The organism is Bifidobacterium ramosum (assembly GCF_009299505.1).
GTDB classification, from domain to species: domain Bacteria; phylum Actinomycetota; class Actinomycetes; order Actinomycetales; family Bifidobacteriaceae; genus Bifidobacterium; species Bifidobacterium ramosum.
Genome location: NZ_WBSM01000004.1, coordinates 15,261 through 33,170, shown reverse-complemented (window position 1 = coordinate 33,170; position 17,910 = coordinate 15,261). Strand labels below are relative to the sequence as shown.

Annotated in this window: 13 protein-coding genes, 1 tRNA gene and 1 pseudogene; 12 read left to right on the top strand and 3 right to left on the bottom strand. The window is 63.7% G+C overall.

Annotated features, from left to right (window positions below):
* Positions 1 to 44 precede the first annotated feature (44 nt).
* Positions 45 to 506, bottom strand: coding sequence for a hypothetical protein (locus DSM100688_RS05370; RefSeq protein ID WP_152358125.1), 462 nt, complete (start codon positions 504 to 506; stop codon positions 45 to 47).
* A gap of 203 nt (positions 507 to 709) precedes the next feature.
* Here DSM100688_RS05370 and DSM100688_RS05365 point away from each other — a divergent pair, with 203 nt between their 5' ends.
* The gene (locus DSM100688_RS05365) at positions 710 to 1,075 is read left to right on the top strand and encodes a VOC family protein (protein WP_152358132.1); all 366 of its coding nucleotides are present in this window, start codon (positions 710 to 712) and stop codon (positions 1,073 to 1,075) included.
* A gap of 337 nt (positions 1,076 to 1,412) precedes the next feature.
* Here DSM100688_RS05365 and purT read toward each other — a convergent pair whose 3' ends face one another.
* Positions 1,413 to 2,699: a formate-dependent phosphoribosylglycinamide formyltransferase gene (purT, locus tag DSM100688_RS05360; protein WP_152358131.1), complete on the bottom strand. Its 1,287-nt coding sequence runs from the start codon at positions 2,697 to 2,699 to the stop codon at positions 1,413 to 1,415.
* Between the two features lie 259 nt (positions 2,700 to 2,958).
* Between purT and DSM100688_RS05355 the strand changes: the two genes are divergently transcribed.
* Entirely contained in the window at positions 2,959 to 4,155 is a 1,197-nt protein-coding gene (locus tag DSM100688_RS05355; protein WP_152358124.1) for a glycosyltransferase, read from the top strand.
* Positions 4,156 to 4,282: 127 nt separating this feature from the next.
* Here DSM100688_RS05355 and DSM100688_RS05350 read toward each other — a convergent pair whose 3' ends face one another.
* Entirely contained in the window at positions 4,283 to 5,320 is a 1,038-nt protein-coding gene (locus tag DSM100688_RS05350; protein ID WP_152358123.1) for a threonine aldolase family protein, read from the bottom strand.
* 812 nt (positions 5,321 to 6,132) lie between these two features.
* Between DSM100688_RS05350 and DSM100688_RS05345 the strand changes: the two genes are divergently transcribed.
* The 10 genes and pseudogenes from DSM100688_RS05345 to pyrF all read left to right on the top strand — a co-directional run.
* Positions 6,133 to 6,208 (top strand) — tRNA-His (locus DSM100688_RS05345).
* Positions 6,209 to 6,546: 338 nt separating this feature from the next.
* Positions 6,547 to 6,918 (top strand): 30S ribosomal protein S12, encoded by a 372-nt coding sequence (rpsL, locus tag DSM100688_RS05340; protein WP_003813881.1) that lies wholly within the window; start codon positions 6,547 to 6,549, stop codon positions 6,916 to 6,918.
* A gap of 5 nt (positions 6,919 to 6,923) precedes the next feature.
* A complete protein-coding gene (gene rpsG, locus DSM100688_RS05335) occupies positions 6,924 to 7,394 on the top strand; it encodes a 30S ribosomal protein S7 (protein ID WP_003836460.1) in 471 nt (156 codons plus the stop codon).
* A gap of 30 nt (positions 7,395 to 7,424) precedes the next feature.
* Entirely contained in the window at positions 7,425 to 9,554 is a 2,130-nt protein-coding gene (fusA, locus tag DSM100688_RS05330) for an elongation factor G (protein WP_152358122.1), read from the top strand.
* Positions 9,555 to 9,731: 177 nt separating this feature from the next.
* Complete coding sequence (gene tuf / locus DSM100688_RS05325; protein WP_152358121.1) at positions 9,732 to 10,931, top strand: elongation factor Tu; 1,200 nt, start codon at positions 9,732 to 9,734, stop codon at positions 10,929 to 10,931.
* A gap of 175 nt (positions 10,932 to 11,106) precedes the next feature.
* Complete coding sequence (gene efp / locus DSM100688_RS05320; RefSeq protein ID WP_152358120.1) at positions 11,107 to 11,673, top strand: elongation factor P; 567 nt, start codon at positions 11,107 to 11,109, stop codon at positions 11,671 to 11,673.
* 54 nt (positions 11,674 to 11,727) lie between these two features.
* A complete protein-coding gene (gene nusB / locus DSM100688_RS05315; RefSeq protein ID WP_152358119.1) occupies positions 11,728 to 12,288 on the top strand; it encodes a transcription antitermination factor NusB in 561 nt (186 codons plus the stop codon).
* 94 nt (positions 12,289 to 12,382) lie between these two features.
* Positions 12,383 to 13,603 carry a glutamine-hydrolyzing carbamoyl-phosphate synthase small subunit gene (gene carA, locus DSM100688_RS05310; protein WP_152358118.1) on the top strand — a complete coding sequence of 407 codons (1,221 nt, stop codon included), beginning with the start codon at positions 12,383 to 12,385 and terminating at the stop codon, positions 13,601 to 13,603.
* Entirely contained in the window at positions 13,596 to 16,982 is a 3,387-nt protein-coding gene (carB, locus tag DSM100688_RS05305) for a carbamoyl-phosphate synthase large subunit (RefSeq protein ID WP_152358117.1), read from the top strand. Before carA ends, carB begins: the two co-directional genes overlap by 8 nt.
* Positions 16,979 to 17,878: pseudogene (pyrF, locus tag DSM100688_RS12060) on the top strand (orotidine-5'-phosphate decarboxylase); the annotation flags it as partial. The gene carB and the pseudogene pyrF, both read left to right, overlap by 4 nt.
* Positions 17,879 to 17,910 lie beyond the last annotated feature (32 nt).

Genomic DNA, 17,910 nt, shown 5'->3' with positions numbered 1-17,910 from the left:
GTCTCGGAATCGACCGCGAAACCGACGTCGCCGACCGGCGCAAATCAGTCCGTACCCGTTACGGTCAGCGCGTCGTACGTTTCCCGATCGAACGGCCACACGCTGCCGGGCTGGCGCAGTATGCCGTCGTTGGCCAGTACGATCACCTCGTCGCCGGTCCGATATCCGTCCGGCATGAACGAGGCGACCGCATCGCACTCGAACCGGAGCTTTACGTCGTCGCCGGCCTGCGCATCACCGGCTTTCACCGCCAGCAGGTGCGCGGTGAACGTGATGGTTCTGCCGTTGCCCGACAACGTCGGTTCGCCGAGCGTCGCCTTGGCGATCAGATCCGGTTTCACGCCGTCGATATAGTCCTGCGGCGAATCGTATGTCCGCGCATAACTGACCGCGCAGTTCGCCGCGACGTTGTCTCCCGTCGCATGTTGCGGCGTTCCGCAGGCCACGGAACCTGCGATCAGCAGAACGACGGCCGCTGCGAGAACCGTTTGCCGTGTACGGTGCATGATGATCACGCTCCTTCGTCGATGCCTGTGATCCCATTGTCATACGCGGCGCGATGATGACGCGCGTCTCGTCATGCAGGACATGACGTCTGCATTGCGACGATGTCCGTGATCGGCGTACGCCATGCGGACGGCGGCGTTGACATAACCGACGATTGTGCTAATACTGTCTTCGTCACAGCGTTGTGGAAGAGAGGTTCATGATGATTGATCATATTGTGCTGTTCGTGTCGGATGCGGCCAGAAGCGCGGATTTCTATGAGAAACTGCTTGCGCCGGTGGGATACGAGCGCAAGGACGACCCGAATGTGGGCACGTTCTTCACCAACGGCGAGGACGGCGACCTGATCTTCCTGATCGTGCCGCGTGACGGGCAGCCGGTCCAGCCGGTGCACGTTGCGTTTCGCGCGCACAACGAGGATGAGGTCAAGGCGTTCCACAAGGCCGGACTGGCGGCGGGCGGCACCGACAACGGCGCGCCCGGCCCGCGGCCGAACTACGGACCGACGTATTACGCCGCGTTCATCCACGATCCCGACGGCAACAACATCGAGGCCATGCTGTCGTGAGTGTGGCGCTGCCGTCAGTGATTGCGGCCCGCCGACGTGCGATGCCGGGCAATATGCAAACTGAGAGGCAGATTTCTGAGGGTTCCGAGGTCTATTTGCAAACTGAGAGGCAGCTATCCACCGGAATCAGGTGCGCTATATCCCCGTATTGGCGGTGACGGTGCTGAATTACCGAGGATGACTGCCTCTCAGTTTGCAAATAGACCGTGACGCGTGGAGGAATCTGCCTCTCAGTTTGCGGAAAGCTCCGAATCCGTGGCCCGGTTCTTGCTCCTCAACGGACTTACGGCCGATCGGTGCGGTGATTTCGGCTGTATGTCCGTTGAAGTGCGGGGAGTTACCGCACGGTGATGTCGAGCGCGTCGGCCACATGGGCCGCCTTGGCACGGGCATCGTCCGAGGACGAGCCGATCGCCAACGCGACCGCCATACGGCGATGGCCGTGCACCTCCGGCTTGGCGAAGATGCGCAGATCGGTGTCCGGCTCGGCCAATGCGGCCGGCACGTTCGAGAACTCGGCCTCGCCGTCGCCCGACACGACGATCGCATGGCTCGCCGCCACTGCGCCGGCCGGCATCGCCAGCGCCACATGACCGGCCGTCACCGGCAGCCCCAGAATCGCCCGCGCATGCAGCGCGAACTCGCTCAGCCGCTGCGAGATCATCGTCACCATGCCCGTATCGTGCGGACGCGGCGACACCTCGTTGAACAGCACCGAGCCGTCCGTCAGCACGAACAGCTCCACGCCGAACACGCCCCAGCCATGCTCGCCGGTCGCCGTGGCCTTCGCCACGAGTCCCTCGACCGCACGGCGCGCGATCGACTGCGCCGTCTCCAACACGCCGGCATCCGTTGCGGCCGGCTGCCACGACTCGCGGTAATCGCCCGATTCCTGCCGCTGACCGATCGGCGCGCATGTGACGATGCCGGCCGACGAGCTCACCGTCAGCACCGTCAGCTCATAATCCAACGGCGCCAGCGCCTCCACGATCACGCGCGACACATCGCCCTCGCCGGACGCGCGCCGGCCCTCCTGCGCCTCCGTCCACGCGGCATCGATCGCCTCCGCCGAGCGCACGACCGACTGGCCATGACCGGACGAACTCATGATCGGCTTGACCACGCACGGATAACCGACCTCGGTCGCACCCTCGCGCAGCTCCTCAAGCGAGCCCGCAAAACGATACGGCGTCGTCGGCAGACCCAGCTCCTCATGCGCGATGACGCGCAGACGCTCACGATCCATACAGATCGCCGCGATTTCGGCGCTCGGCACCACCTGGATGCCGCGTGCGGCGGCCGCGGCCAGCTCACCAGTGGCGATCGCCTCGACCTCCGGCACGATGATGTCCGGCCTGACCTCGTCGAACAGCGCGCGCAGCTGCTCCGCGTTCGCCATGTCGAGCACGCGGTACTCGTGCGCCACCTGCTGCGCGGGGGCGCCGGCGTACGAATCCGCCGCGCACACCCACGCGCCGAGACGCATCAGCTCGATCGTGACCTCCTTGCCCAGTTCGCCCGCGCCGAGGAACAGCACGCGCGTCGGTTGCGCGCCCAGTGGCGTGCCGAGCGTGCGGCCGGTCGTGACGGGGGAGGGGACTGCGAAAACTGGGGAAACGTTCATATCACTCATGCCCCTCATTGTGCCATGTGGCGCCGTCCGTCGTCCGCGTGGCGGTTTTCGCTCGCTGAGCGTGGGCTCAGCAAGCGAAAACCGCCACGACACCCTGTGCGTGGCAGTAATGACTCGCTGAGCGGTGCGTCAGCGAGTCATTACTGCCACGCGCGACGAGGCCGCGACGAGGCCATGACACGCAAGACCTGTGAGGACCTGTGCGAACAGGCGAGCCGGCGTCGGTCGGCGGCGGCGATAGGATGAGGCAATGCGTGAACAACAGGAAGACGGCGTCGCAGCCGATGCCGCAGCCAGCCAGCCGCAACTCGACCGCCCGCTGACCATCGTGCTCGTCATGGACACGATCGGCAATCAGGGCAACGGCACCTCCAATTCGGCGCTGCAATACGCGCACGAACTCGAACGGCAGGGGCACCATGTGCGGCTCGTCGGCATCGGCGCGCCCGAATACCCGGCGCGGGTGAGCCATGTCCCGCTCGTCTCGTGGGTCGCGGCCAAACAGCAGATGCAGTTCGCCGAACCGAGCGAGACCCTGTTCCGCACCGCCTTCCGCGGCGCTGACGTCGTGCACATCTATCTGCCGTTCCGTTTCGGCCGACATGCCGCCAAGGTCGCGCGCGCCATGGGTATTCCGGTCACGGCCGGCTTCCATCTGCAGCCTGAGAACGTCACGTATTCCGCCGGTCCGTTGCGCCATGTCCCGGGCATGTCCGACTTCCTGTACTGGCTGTTCCGGATGTGGCTGTACCGCGGCGTCGGCCATATCCACGCGCCCACCGAGATGATCGCCGGCCAGCTGCGTGCGCACGGCTACCGGGCCAAGCTGCACGTGATCTCGAACGGCTACACCGCCCGGTTCACGCCGAAACGGCAACGCGAGCCCGGCACCCCGTCGCCGGTGCCGTTCCGCGTCGTCGCGTCCGGCCGGCTCACCCATGAGAAGGACCATATCACGCTGATCAAGGCGATCGCGCGCTGCCGCCACGCCAAGGACATCGAACTGACGATTTGCGGCACGGGCCCGTTGCAACGGTATCTGCGGTTCCGTGCGAAGATGCTGCTAGGTCGCCCAGCGTCGATCGGATTTCATCAGAACGCCGACATGCCGGCGTTGCTGCGCTCATGTGACCTGTTCGTGCATCCGTCGATCGTGGATATCGAGTCGCTGAGCGTGATCGAGGGCATGGCATCAGGGCTGGTGCCGGTGATCGCGTCTGCCGAGCTGAGCGCCGCCGGACAGTTCGCGCTGTTGGACAAGTCGCTGTTCCCGGTGCGCGATGCGGCGGCGTTGGCGCAGCGCATCGACTGGTGGATCGACCATCCGGATGAGCTGGCCGAGTGGGGTGCGCGATATGCCGAACACACGAAGGAGCATTATTCGGTCGAGGCGTCTGTGGCGAAGTTCGTGGACATGGAACGCGAGGCGATCGCGGACGTCGGCTGACGAGTGACGGTTGGTCAGAGCCCGGCTTGACGCTTGGCACCCGTTCCTGTGTCTGCCTTGCGTGTTGGGAATCGTCTGCAGGGGATGAGTTCGACGATCGGCCTCTCGATCGTCGAACTCATCACGGCTACAGCAGTGCCAGCAGCTCCTCGACCTGTGCTTCGGTGGTGGACCAGCTCGTGCAGATGCGCATCACCGTATGCGTCTCGTCGGCCTGCTCCATGAATCCGAGCCGCACGTGCTGCTCCAGGCGCTTCCGTGTCGCGTCGTCGAGCGTGATGAAGATCTGGTTCGTCGGCGCGTCGAACGTGAGCGTATAGCCCTTGTCTCGCAGCGCCGCGCGGATGCGGTCGGCGGCGGCGTTGGCGTTGCGGGCGATGCGGCAATACAGGTCGTCGGTGAACAGCGTGTCGAACTGCAGGCCGAGCAGCCAGCCCTTCGCCAGCAGCGCGCCGTGCTGCTTGATGAGCGTCAGGAAATGCTTCGGCGTGCCGCTGAACTTGCCGTGATGCGTGAACACGACCGCCTCGCCGAACAGCGCGCCCACCTTGGTGCCGCCGATGTAGAACACGTCGGCGATGCGGGCGAGGTCGGCGAGCGTCACGTCGTTGCCGGTGGCGGTGAGCGCATAGCCGAGCCGCGCGCCGTCCACGAACAGCGGCATGTCGTACCGGTGCGCGATCTCGGCGATGCGTTCGAGTTCGGCCTTGGTGTACAGCGTGCCGTATTCGGTGGCCTGCGAGATATAGACGGAGCCGGGGAAGACCATGTGCTCATAATTGGCGTCGGCGTAGAACGTGGCGCAGTACTGGTCGAGTTCGTCGGCGTCGATCTTGCCGTTGTGCTGGGGAAGCGTGAGTACCTTGTGCCCGGTGGCTTCGATCGCGCCGGCTTCGTGGACGTTCACGTGGCCGCTGGCTGCCGCGACGACGCCGGCGTATTGCGGGGTGATCGAGTCGATGACGGTCTGGTTGGTCTGGGTGCCGCCGACGAGGAACCATACGTCGGCGTCCGGTGCGCCGCATGCCTCGCGGATCTTGTCTTTGGCCTGCGCGGTGAGTTGGTCGGAGCCGTAGCCGGGGAACTGGTCGGTGTTCGTCGCGGCGAGGCGGGCGATGATGTCGGGGGCGGCCCCGCAGGAATAGTCGTTTTCGAAGGACAGCATGTTGGCTCCTTGATCATGGGATGGTTGACCTTGAGTCTACTGCCCGCGATGGTCCGTCGAAAGGGTGTGGCGAACGGGATTGCGATCGGAGCCCGTTCGGCGTCGCGGCCTTTCCCCTTGACGGACATACAGCCGATTGCTCCTATGTTTTCGGCTGTATGTCCGTTGGGGTGGTGGGAGGGGACGGGATGATCATGTGTGATGTGGGCGTGTGCGTTCCGAGATGGGAGCGTGTGTTCCGAAGTGGGCCGGACGTGCGGCCGGCAGAGTTGATGGATGCTTGGAAACAACGGTGGCCCGTGCGGAAGGTTCCGCACGGGCCACCGTTGGAAAGGAGGTCACTCATGATATGTCTTCGATTATTTCCGCACCGCCCTGTGCGGACCGTATGCCCATCGTGTGATGTTCGCGCACTGCCAGTGCGCCCCGCGCGGTGATCATATGGTGTTTGCTGTTCCTCAATTATTCTTCGGTTATGTGTTATGAAGGCGTTGCGCGAGATTTCACAACCGTGCGCTTCGTTGCGACCTGCCGGATTCCCGGCCGATTGGCAACTCCGGCCTTCACTGGTCAGTATACCCTCTTTTGTTCACTCAGTATGCGGTGCAGCGTGTCGTAATGCCAATGGTTGCAACTGTTTTGAGGACCATGGAAAAACACACAAAACCGCACATAGCGGTGGTTGTGATGTGCGGAAGCGAACATGCATCGCGTCGATGACACGCCGCGACACGCGGAAGTGGCATGTTCCGACGATTCGTGTATAGTATCCATCTGTTGTCTGAATCCAGTCCGCTGGAGACAGCCACATGGTGGATATAGCTCAGTTGGTAGAGCATCTGATTGTGGTTCAGAAGGTCGCGCGTTCGAGCCGCGTTATCCACCCCACCAAAACCCGGAACCAAGGTTCCGGGTTTTTGTTTTTTCGGTAGTCGTCGTAGGCCGACTGACCGGTGCGGCACAACGGCGTGTTGTTTGTCCTTGACTTGCGTATCATAGTAATTCGTGTGTGCCAACGGCATGCCTTATGTAACAGGCATGCGGGTTGGGATATCCCGTGAATCGACTGGATCGCGCGCAGTAATGCGGACTGTGAAAGAGGATCGGGCCATCGGGCCGGTGGACTGTGGCTATCTTCGACCGATCTGTCGATCAGTGGTCGGAGTGTGGGCGCAGTGTGGCGGTCGCACGAAGACAAGAAAAACCACTGAATCGGAGAATTCAAGTTGCCTACTATTGAACAGCTCGTCCGCAAGGGACGTCAGGCAAAGCCGAAGAAGTCCAAGACTTTGGCGCTGAAGGGCAGCCCGCTGCGTCGCGGCGTGTGCACCCGTGTCTACACCACCACCCCGAAGAAGCCGAACTCGGCTCTGCGTAAGGTCGCCCGTGTGCGCCTTTCCTCGGGCATCGAAGTCACCGCCTACATCCCGGGCGAGGGCCACAACCTGCAGGAGCACTCCATCGTGCTCGTGCGCGGCGGCCGTGTCAAGGATCTGCCGGGTGTGCGTTACCACATCGTGCGTGGCGCGCTCGATACCCAGGGTGTTAAGGACCGCAAGCAGGGTCGTTCCCTGTACGGAGCAAAGAAGGCGAAGTAAGAGATATGTCACGTAAAGGCCCCTCCAAGAAGCACCAGCTGCTGCCCGATCCGATCTACGGCTCGACCGTGGTGGCCCAGCTCATCAACAAGATCCTGCTCGACGGCAAGAAGTCGATCGCCGAGGACATCGTCTACTCCGCGCTCGATATGGTCAAGGAGAAGACCGACCAGGAGCCGGTCGCCGTTCTCAAGCGCGCCCTGGACAACATCCGTCCGTCCCTCGAGGTCCGCTCCCGCCGTGTCGGCGGCGCCACCTACCAGGTCCCGGTCGAGGTCAAGCCGGCCCGCGCCAACACCCTGTCCCTGCGCTGGCTGACCGACTTCTCCCGCGCCCGTCGTGAGAAGACCATGGCCGAGCGTCTCGCCAACGAGATCCTCGATGCCTCCAACGGCCTCGGTGCTTCTGTCAAGCGCCGCGAGGATACTCATAAGATGGCAGAGGCCAACAAGGCCTTCGCTCACTACCGCTGGTAATTTCTTCAGAACGAGAGCTAAGGAAAAGCAATGGCACTTGACGTGCTTTCGGATCTGCACATGATCCGCAACATCGGCATCATGGCCCACATCGATGCCGGTAAGACCACCACCACCGAGCGTATCCTGTACTACACCGGCAAGAGCTACAAGATCGGCGAGGTGCACGATGGCGCCGCGACGATGGACTTCATGGCTCAGGAGCAGGAGCGCGGCATCACCATCCAGTCCGCCGCCACCACCTGCTTCTGGAACCGCCAGACGCACGACACCAAGGACAAGTTCCAGATCAACATCATCGACACCCCGGGCCACGTGGACTTCACGGCCGAGGTGGAGCGCTCCCTGCGCGTCCTCGATGGTGCCGTCGCCGTCTTCGACGGCAAGGAAGGCGTGGAGCCGCAGTCCGAGACCGTGTGGCGTCAGGCCGACAAGTACGGCGTCCCGCGCATCTGCTTCATCAACAAGATGGACAAGCTCGGTGCGGACTTCTACTACTCGGTGAAGACCATCAAGGAGAAGCTCGGCGCCAAGCCGCTCGTCATCCAGCTGCCGATCGGTGCTGAGAACGACTTCGCCGGCGTCGTCGACCTGGTCCGCATGAAGGCCTACGTCTGGAACGACGTCAAGGACAACATGGGCGCCCAGTACGATACCGTCGACATCCCGGCCGACCTGCAGGACAAGGCCGACGAGTACCGCGCCCAGCTCATGGACGACGTGGCCGAGGCCAGCGACGAGCTCACCGAGAAGTACCTCGAGGCCGGCGAACTGACCGAGGAGGAGCTCCGTGCGGGCATCCGCCAGCTCACCATCGAGCGTCGCGCCTACCCGGTGCTCTGCGGTTCCGCGTTCAAGGACAAGGGCGTGCAGCCGATGCTGGACGCGGTCATCGACTACCTGCCGTCCCCGGAGGATGTGCCGTCCATCAAGGGCTTCAAGCCGGGCGACGAATCCGTCGAGATCGACCGCAAGCCGCTGACCTCCGATCCGTTCGCGGCCCTCGTCTTCAAGATCTCCACGCACCCGTTCTACGGCAAGCTCGTGTTCGTGCGCGTCTACTCCGGCGCCGTCAAGCCGGGCGACAACGTGCTCGACTCCACCAAGGGCAAGAAGGAGCGCATCGGCAAGATCTTCCAGATGCACGCTGACAAGGAGAACCCGGTCGATGCCGCCGAAGCCGGCAACATCTACACGTTCGTCGGTCTGAAGAACGTGTCCACCGGTGATACCCTGTGCGCCGAATCCGCCCCGATCTCCCTCGAGTCCATGACCTTCCCGGACCCGGTCATCCAGGTGGCCGTGGAGCCGAAGACCAAGGCCGATCAGGAGAAGATGGGCATCGCCCTCGCGAAGCTCTCCGACGAGGATCCGACCTTCCAGGTCACCACCGACGAAGAGTCTGGCCAGACCCTGATCGCCGGCATGGGCGAGCTCCAGCTCGACATCATCGTCGACCGTATGCGCCGCGAGTTCAAGGTCGAGTGCAACGTCGGCAAGCCGCAGGTCGCGTACCGCGAGACCATCCGCAAGGCCGTGATGAACGAAGTGTACACCCACAAGAAGCAGACCGGTGGTTCCGGCCAGTTCGCGAAGGTGTTCATGAACTTCGAGCCGCTCGACACCGAGGCCGGCGAGACGTTCGAGTTCGTCAACGAGGTCACCGGCGGCCACATCTCCGCCGAGTTCATCGGACCCATCGAGGCCGGTGTCAAGGAAGCCATGGAATCCGGTGTGCTCGCCGGCTTCCCGGTCGTGGGCGTCAAGGCCACCGTGTACGACGGCCAGATGCACCCGGTCGACTCCTCGGAAATGGCCTTCAAGATCGCCGGTTCCATGGCGTTCAAGGAAGCCGCTCCGAAGGCCAAGCCGGTCATCCTCGAGCCGATCATGGCCGTGGAAGTCCGTACGCCGGAAGAGTACATGGGCGACGTCATCGGCGATCTGAACCAGCGTCGTGGCAACATCCAGTCCATGACCGACGCCACCGGCGTCAAGGTCATCGACGCCAAGGTCCCGCTGTCCGAGATGTTCGGCTACATCGGCGATCTGCGTTCCAAGACCCAGGGCCGCGCCATGTTCACCATGCAGATGGATTCCTACGCCGAGGTGCCGAAGTCGGTCTCCGACGAGATCATCAAGGCCCAGCGCGGCGAGTGACACGCGGGGTCACATTGTGAGATGACAGTGTCTCCAGTCAGCGCTAATATCGTGTAGCGCTGACTGGGTTCTGGCTCCAAAGTGGCACATAACCCAGAAACCCAGTAAACTGTAGCGAGTGCCCCGGGCCAAGAGCTTGGGGAAGTCCTACACGAGACGTCCAGGAGGACAAAACTAATGGCAAAGGAAAAGTACGAGCGTACTAAGCCGCACGTTAACATTGGTACCATCGGCCACGTCGATCACGGCAAGACGACCCTGACCGCGGCCATCTCCAAGGTTCTGCACGAGGAGTACCCGGACCTCAACCCGGAGTACGACTTCAACCAGATCGACGCCGCTCCGGAAGAGCAGCAGCGTGGTATCACCATCAACATCGCCCACATCGAGTACCAGACCGCGAAGCGTCACTACGCTCACGTGGACTGCCCGGGCCACGCCGACTTCGTGAAGAACATGATCACCGGTGCCGCCCAGATGGATGGCGCCATCCTCGTTGTGGCCGCCACCGACGGCCCGATGGCCCAGACCCGCGAGCACGTGCTGCTCGCCCGTCAGGTGGGCGTCCCGAAGATCCTCGTCGCCCTGAACAAGTGCGATATGGTCGAGGACGAGGAGCTCATCGAGCTCGTTGAGGAAGAGGTCCGTGACCTCCTCGACGAGAACGGCTTCGATCGTGACTGCCCGGTCATCCGCGTGTCCGCCTACGGCGCTCTGCACGATGACGCTCCGGATCACGAGCACTGGGTTGAGCAGATCAAGAAGCTCATGGACGCCGTCGACGAGTACATCCCGACCCCGGTCCACGACCTCGACAAGCCGTTCCTGATGCCGATCGAGGACGTCTTCACCATCTCCGGCCGTGGTACCGTCGTCACCGGCCGTGTTGAGCGTGGCCAGCTGGCCGTCAACACCCCGGTCGAGATCGTCGGCATCCGTCCGACCCAGCAGACCACCGTCACCTCCATCGAGACGTTCCACAAGACCATGGACGCCTGCGAGGCTGGCGACAACACCGGTCTGCTGCTCCGCGGCATCAACCGTACCGATGTTGAGCGTGGCCAGGTTGTGGCCAAGCCGGGCTCCGTCACCCCGCACACCAAGTTCGAGGGCGAAGTCTACGTGCTGACCAAGGACGAAGGCGGCCGTCACTCGCCGTTCTTCTCCAACTACCGTCCGCAGTTCTACTTCCGCACCACCGACGTCACCGGCGTCATCGAGCTGCCGGAAGGCGTCGAGATGGTCCAGCCGGGCGATCACGCGACCTTCACCGTCGAGCTGATCCAGCCGATCGCTATGGAGGAGGGCCTGACCTTCGCTGTGCGTGAAGGCGGCCACACCGTCGGCTCGGGCCGTGTCACCAAGATCCTCGCCTGATTGCATCAGCGAAGTATCGTGACGCGCTTGAACTAGCGTTCTAGGAAACCCCCTGAACCCAAACAGGTTCAGGGGGTTTCCTTATATTGGAAACGCCTGTATAGGCGGTATGGCATAATAAGCAAGGCTATTTTCAGCTTTATGCACATGTAATTCAACGAATAGGTGAGTAACAGTGGCACAGACTACCAATGACATCAAGAACGGTTCCGTCCTGAACCTTGACGGCCAGCTGTGGACCGTCACCAAGTTCCAGCACGTCAAGCCGGGCAAGGGCCCCGCCTTCGTGCGCACCACCATCAAGAACGTCCTCTCCGGCAAGATCGTCGACAAGACCTTCAACGCGGGCATGAAGATGGAATTCGAGACCGTCGACAACCGCACCCTGCAGTACTCCTACGAGGACGGCGAGAACTTCGTCTTCATGGACATGACCACCTACGATCAGATCTACATCCCGAAGACCCTGGTCGGCGATCAGGCCAAGTACCTGCTCGAAGGCACCGACTGCATCGTGTCCTTCCACGACGGCACCCCGCTGTCCGTCGAACTGCCGGCCTCCGTGATCCTGACCATCACCCACACCGAGCCGGGTCTGCAGGGCAACCGCTCCAACGCCGGCACCAAGCCGGCCACCGTCGAGACCGGCGCCGAGATCCAGGTCCCGCTGTTCATCAACGAGGGCGAGAAGGTCAAGGTCGACACCCGCGACGGCTCCTACCTCGGCCGCGAAAACAACTGAGCGATCGCGATCGATTCGCAGCGAGTTCGCAGCAAGTAAGGAATAGAGAGCTTCATGGCACGTTCCACCGCCCGCAAGAGGGCTCTGAATACGTTGTACGAAGCGGATGAGAAGGGACAGGACATCCTGTCCCTTCTTGCTGAGCGCATCGCCGAGCCGGGCGCGCAGACCCCGCTTCCCGATTACGCCATCGACATCGTGCGCGGCGTCGCCGAGCACCGTCGTGACATCGACCGCACGCTCAACGACCACTCCACCGGCTGGAAGGTCTGGCGCATGCCGGTCGTCGACCGCAACATTCTGCGCATCGCCGTGTGGGAGATCCTGTTCAACGAAGAAGTGCCGGACAAGGTCGCCATCGACGAGGCCCTGAGCCTGTCGAAGACGCTGTGCGACGACGATTCGCCGGCGTTCATCCACGGCCTGCTCAGCGCGATCTGCGCGGACGCCGACCAGCGTGCGTCCGAGACGGCCGATGATTCGTCCGACGATCATGCGGACGAATCCGCCGATGATCCGTCCGCCCCGGCCTCCGCATCGGAGCCGGCCACGGACGCCGACCCGTCCGACGAGACCGCAGGCGACGGCGGCGCCACGGACGGCGAGTCCGAGTAAAACAGTGCAACTTGCGGCTTCGCGCGGGTTCCACGAGTCCCCGCCGGCCGCTATCGTGAAAGACAGTTGACCCGAGATATTTGAGGGGGTTTTGGTGAACCAGATTGATTCCGAAGCCGTGAGTTTTTCCCCTGATGAAGCCGTTCTTGTTCTTGAGGACGGACAAGTGTATGTGGGGGAGCCTTACGGTGCGCTTGGGACTACCCATGGCGAGCTCGTGTTCGCGACCGGCATGACCGGTTACCAGGAGACGCTGACCGACCCAAGCTACGACCGTCAGATCGTCGTGCAGACGTTCCCGCACATCGGCGACACCGGAATCAACCAAGAGGATCCCGAATCCTCGCGCATCTGGGTCGCCGGCTACGTCGTGCGCGATCCCAGCCCGAACGTGAGCAACTGGCGTGCCACCGGCTCGCTTGACGACGATCTTAAGCGCGAGGGCATCGTGGGTCTGAGCGGCATTGACACCCGTAAGCTCGTGCGTCACCTGCGCTCTGCGGGCGTGATGCGCGCCGCGATCTTCTCCGGCGACGCACTCATCGATGCGCAGACCGGCAAACTGCGTACCGTCGAATCCATGCTTGACGAGGTCAAGGCCACCCCGCAGATGAAGGGCCTGAGCCTGTACGACGAGGTCAGCACCAAGGAGATGTACACCATCGAGCCGTGCGGCGAGTTCGAAGGCAAGGAGCCGCTGTTCACCGTCGCGGCCGTCGACCTCGGCATCAAGGCCATGACGCCGCACCGCATGGCCGAGCGTGGCTGCCGCGTGCACGTCGTGCCGTCCACCATCACGTTCGAGGAGATTCAGAACCTCAACCCGGACGGCGTGTTCTTCTCCAACGGCCCGGGCGACCCGGAGCAGGCCGATCCCGAGGTCGAGCTGCTGCGCAAGGTGCTCGACGCCGGCTACCCGTTCTTCGGCATTTGCTTCGGCAACCAGCTGCTCGGCCGCGCGCTCGGCTTCGGCACCTACAAGCTCAAGTTCGGCCACCGTGGCATCAACCAGCCGGTCAAGGACCTGACCACCGGCAAGGTCGAGGTCACGGCGCACAACCACGGTTTCGCCGTGGACGCGCCGATCGGCGATCCGGTCGACGCCCCATATGAAAACGGCAAGTACGGCAAGGTGTTCGTTTCGCACATCGACCTCAACGACGACGTGGTCGAGGGCCTGCAGTGCGTGGACATCCCCGCGTTTTCCGTGCAGTACCACCCCGAAGCGGCCGCCGGCCCGCACGACGCCGCGTATCTGTTCGACCGTTTCGTTGACCTGATGAAGACGACCAAGGAGGAAAAGCGCAATGCCTAAGCGTACGGACATCAAGTCGGTGATGGTCATCGGCTCCGGCCCGATCGTGATCGGACAGGCGGCCGAGTTCGACTATTCCGGCACCCAGGCATGCCGCGTGCTGCGTGAGGAAGGTATTCGCGTCATTCTGGTCAATTCCAACCCGGCCACCATCATGACCGACCCGGAGATGGCGGACGCCACCTACATCGAGCCGATCGCGACGCCGATCCTCGAGCAGATCATCGCCAAGGAACGCCCCGACGCGCTGCTGCCGACCCTTGGCGGCCAGACCGCGCTCAACGCCGCCATGGCGCTCGGCGAGGCCGGCGTGCTCAAGAAGTACAACGTCGAGCTCATTGGCGCGTCCCTCGAAGCCATCGACCGCGGCGAGGACCGCGAGCTATTCAAGAAGGTCGTCGAGGAGGCCGGCGCCGAATCCGCCCGCTCGCGCATCGCGCACACGCTCGTCGAATGCGACCGCATCGCCGACGAACTCGGCTACCCGCTGGTCGTGCGCCCGAGCTTCACCATGGGCGGCCTCGGCTCCGGCATCGCGCACGACGAGGAGGAGCTGCACCGCATCGCCGGCGCCGGCATCCACTACTCACCGACCGACGAGGTGCTCATCGAAGAGGGCATCGAAGGCTGGAAGGAATTCGAGCTCGAGCTCATGCGCGACCGCAACGACAACGTCGTGGTCGTCTGCCCGATCGAAAACGTCGACCCGGTCGGCGTGCACACCGGCGACTCGATCACCGTCGCCCCGGTGTTCACCCTCACCGACCGTGAATATCAGAAGCTGCGCGACATCGGCATCGCCATCATCCGCGGCGTGGGCGTCGACACCGGCGGCTGCAACATCCAGTTCGCCATCCACCCCGACACCGGCCGCATCATCGTCATCGAGATGAACCCGCGTGTCTCGCGTTCGTCCGCCCTCGCGTCGAAGGCCACCGGCTTCCCGATCGCCAAGATCGCGACCAAGCTGGCCCTTGGCTACACGCTCGACGAGATCCGCAACGACATCACGCAGTCCACGCCGGCCTCGTTCGAGCCGACCATCGACTACGTCGTGACCAAGGTGCCGCGCTTCGCGTTCGAGAAGTTCCCGGGCGCCGACCCGCGCCTCACCACCTCCATGAAGTCCGTCGGCGAGGCGATGGCCCTCGGCGGCAACTTCCAGGAGTCGCTCGGCAAGGCCATGCGCTCGATCGACAAGCGTCACATGGGCTTCAACTGGGACGGCGAGAAGCCGTCGCCGACCGAGGTCGCCGAACTGCTCGAGGCGATCAAGATCCCGACCGAGCACCGATATCTGCAGATCCAGCGCGCCCTGTGGGGCGGCGCCACCGAACAGCAGATCTTCGACTCCACCAAGATCGACCCGTGGTTCATCCGCCAGTTCGCGCTCATCAACGACATGGCGCTCACCGTGCGCGCCGCCGAGACGCTCACCCCGAAGCTGCTCAAGAAGGCGAAGCAGGCCGGCCTGTCCGATCTGCAGATCGCGCACCTGCGCGGCCTGGGCGACGAGGGCGAGAACACCGTGCGCGAACTGCGCTGGACCTACGGCCTCAAGCCGGTCTACAAGACCGTCGACACCTGCGCCGCCGAGTTCGACGCGGTCACGCCGTACTACTACAGCTGCTACGCCGACGAGTCCGAACTGCGCCCGCGCGAACGCGAAGCCGTGATCATCCTCGGCTCCGGTCCGAACCGCATCGGCCAGGGCATCGAGTTCGACTACACCTGCGTGCACGCGGTGCAGGAACTCGGCAAGGACTACGACACGATCATGGTCAACTGCAATCCGGAGACCGTGTCGACCGACTACGACATGTCCGATCGCCTGTACTTCGAGCCGCTCACCTTCGAGGACGTGCTCGAGATCTACGAGGCCGAGAAGAAGATGGGCCCAGTCAAGGGCGTGATCGTGCAGCTCGGCGGCCAGACGCCGCTCTCGCTCGCCGCGCGACTCAAGGCCGCCGGTGTGCCGATCCTCGGCACCACGCCGGAATCCATCGATCTGGCCGAAAACCGCGAGCTGTTCGGCGAGGTGCTCAAGAAGGCGCACATGAACGCGCCGCGCTACGGTACCGCGCTCTCGCTTGACGAAGCTCGCGAGGCCGCCCACAACATCGGCTACCCGGTGCTCGTGCGTCCGAGCTACGTGCTCGGCGGCCGCGGCATGGAGATCGTGTACGACGACGCGCAGCTCGTCAAGTACGTCAACCGCGCGCTCGACGAGGCGAAGGCCGACACCGTCGTGTCCGGCCGTCTGCCCTCCCCGCTGCTCATCGACAAGTTCCTGCAGGACGCCATCGAAATCGACGTCGACGCGCTGTTCGACGGCGAGGAACTGTACATCGGTGGCATCATGGAGCACATCGAGGAAGCCGGCGTCCACTCCGGCGACGCGGCCTGCACCCTGCCGCCGTCCACGCTGAGCGACGACCAGATCCGCCGTCTGCGCGAAGGCACCTACGCCATCGCCAAGGGCTGCGGCGTCAAGGGCCTGATCAACGTGCAGTACGCGTTCATGGCGAACACCCTGTACGTCATCGAAGCCAACCCGCGCGCCTCCCGCACCGTGCCGTTCGCCTCCAAGGCCACCGGCGTGGCGCTGGCCAAGGCCGCCGCGCGCATCATGGCCGGCGAGACCGTCGCCGACCAGCGCAGGAACGGATTGCTGCTGCCCGTCGGTGACGGTGGCACCATCCACCGCGGTCAGCAGGTCGCCGTCAAGGAGTCCGTGCTGCCGTTCAAGCGTTTCCGCACGCCCGTCGGCAAGACCGTCGACGTGCTGCTCGGGCCCGAGATGCGTTCGACCGGCGAGGTCATGGGCTTCGACCGCGATTTCCCGCACGCGTTCGCCAAGAGCCAGCTCGCCGCCTACGACGGCGGACTGCCGACTGGCGGCAACGTGTTCATCTCCGTGAACGACACCGACAAGCGCCAGCTGCCGATGGTCGCCGTGCGCCTCGTCGAACTCGGATTCACCATCTGGGCGACCGAAGGCACCGCGTCCGTGCTGCGCCGCTACGGCATCGACTCGAAGATCGTCGACAAGATCAGCACGCGCATGGATTCCGATCCTGACGCGCCGGTCGTCGTCAAGCATGCGGAAGGCAGCATCGGCAAGAACGTCGTCGAGCTCATCGAGGATGGCAGCATCGATCTGATCCTCAACACGCCGAACTCGCGCGGTTCGCGTTCCGACGGATACTCCATCCGCGCCGCGGCCATCGCCGCCGACATTCCGCAGTTCACGACGATGACCGAATTCCAAGCCGTGCTCATGGCCATCGAAGCCGTCAAGAAGAACGACTACCAGATCATGAGCATCCAGGAACATTCGCAGCAGTTGTTCGCTATGGAAAGCCGGGATATGAAATGACCAATAGCCTCAGCAGTGAAGAGCAACAAGCCCAGCGCTCGGATTTCGGTCTGCGCCTGAGCAATTCAATGGCCAAATACGGCCCGTTGTGCGTGGGCATCGACCCGCATCGCAAGCTCCTCACTGACTGGGGCTACAACGTCGATGCCGAAGGCGCCGAACTGTACTCGATGCGCATGCTGCAGGCCGCGTCCGGCCGTGCGGCGGCCGTCAAGTTCCAGTCCTCGATGTTCGAACGCTACGGTTCCAAAGGCATCGCCGCGCTCGAACGCGTGCTGTACGCCGCACGCCAGATGGGCATCATCACCATCGTCGACTGTCTGCACGGCGGTCTGGCCACGACGATCTCCGCGATCTCCGACGCCTATTTCAAGCCGGGCGCACCGCTGCTCGCCGACGCGATCACGCTGCTGCCGTACTACGGCGCACGATCGCTGTCCGGCGTGATCAACGACGCGCTCAACAACGGCCGCGGCGTGTTCGTTGCCTCGCTCACCTCGAACGAGGAAGGCGCCAGCCTGCAGACCGCCATCCGCCAGCGCGGCGACTACCAAGGCAAGACCGTCGCCTACGGCGTGGCCAGCACCGTGCAGAAGTTCAACGCCGGCATCGACGGCATGGGCTCGGTCGGCCTGATCATCGGCGCGACCATTGGCCAGTGGATCGACGACAGCGGCATTGACCCGGCCCAATTCACCGGACCGATCCTCTCGCCCGGCTACGGCTGGCAGGGCGCCGAAGCCAAGGACCTGCGCTCCGTGTTCAAAGGCACCAAAGGCAACGTGCTCGTGACCGTCTCGCGTTTTATCGCCTCCCACGGCCCCGACATCAAGGCCCTGTCCGAAGCGACCGACGCGATCTCGATCGACGTGCGGCAGGCGCTGCTCGAGGCGACCGAGGCGAAACGCCGGGAGGACGACGCGGCGAC

Excerpts from the sequence above, each read along its gene's own strand:
- DSM100688_RS05370 (WP_152358125.1), bottom strand. The coding sequence starts at position 506 with ATGCACCGTACACGGCAAACGGTTCTCGCAGCGGCCGTCGTTCTGCTG.
- DSM100688_RS05365 (WP_152358132.1), top strand. The coding sequence starts at position 710 with ATGATTGATCATATTGTGCTGTTCGTGTCGGATGCGGCCAGAAGCGCG.
- DSM100688_RS05350 (WP_152358123.1), bottom strand. The coding sequence starts at position 5,320 with ATGCTGTCCTTCGAAAACGACTATTCCTGCGGGGCCGCCCCCGACATC.
- DSM100688_RS05355 (WP_152358124.1), top strand. The coding sequence starts at position 2,959 with ATGCGTGAACAACAGGAAGACGGCGTCGCAGCCGATGCCGCAGCCAGC.
- fusA (WP_152358122.1), top strand. The coding sequence starts at position 7,425 with ATGGCACTTGACGTGCTTTCGGATCTGCACATGATCCGCAACATCGGC.
- rpsG (WP_003836460.1), top strand. The coding sequence starts at position 6,924 with ATGTCACGTAAAGGCCCCTCCAAGAAGCACCAGCTGCTGCCCGATCCG.
- carB (WP_152358117.1), top strand. The coding sequence starts at position 13,596 with ATGCCTAAGCGTACGGACATCAAGTCGGTGATGGTCATCGGCTCCGGC.
- nusB (WP_152358119.1), top strand. The coding sequence starts at position 11,728 with ATGGCACGTTCCACCGCCCGCAAGAGGGCTCTGAATACGTTGTACGAA.
- purT (WP_152358131.1), bottom strand. The coding sequence starts at position 2,699 with ATGAACGTTTCCCCAGTTTTCGCAGTCCCCTCCCCCGTCACGACCGGC.
- tuf (WP_152358121.1), top strand. The coding sequence starts at position 9,732 with ATGGCAAAGGAAAAGTACGAGCGTACTAAGCCGCACGTTAACATTGGT.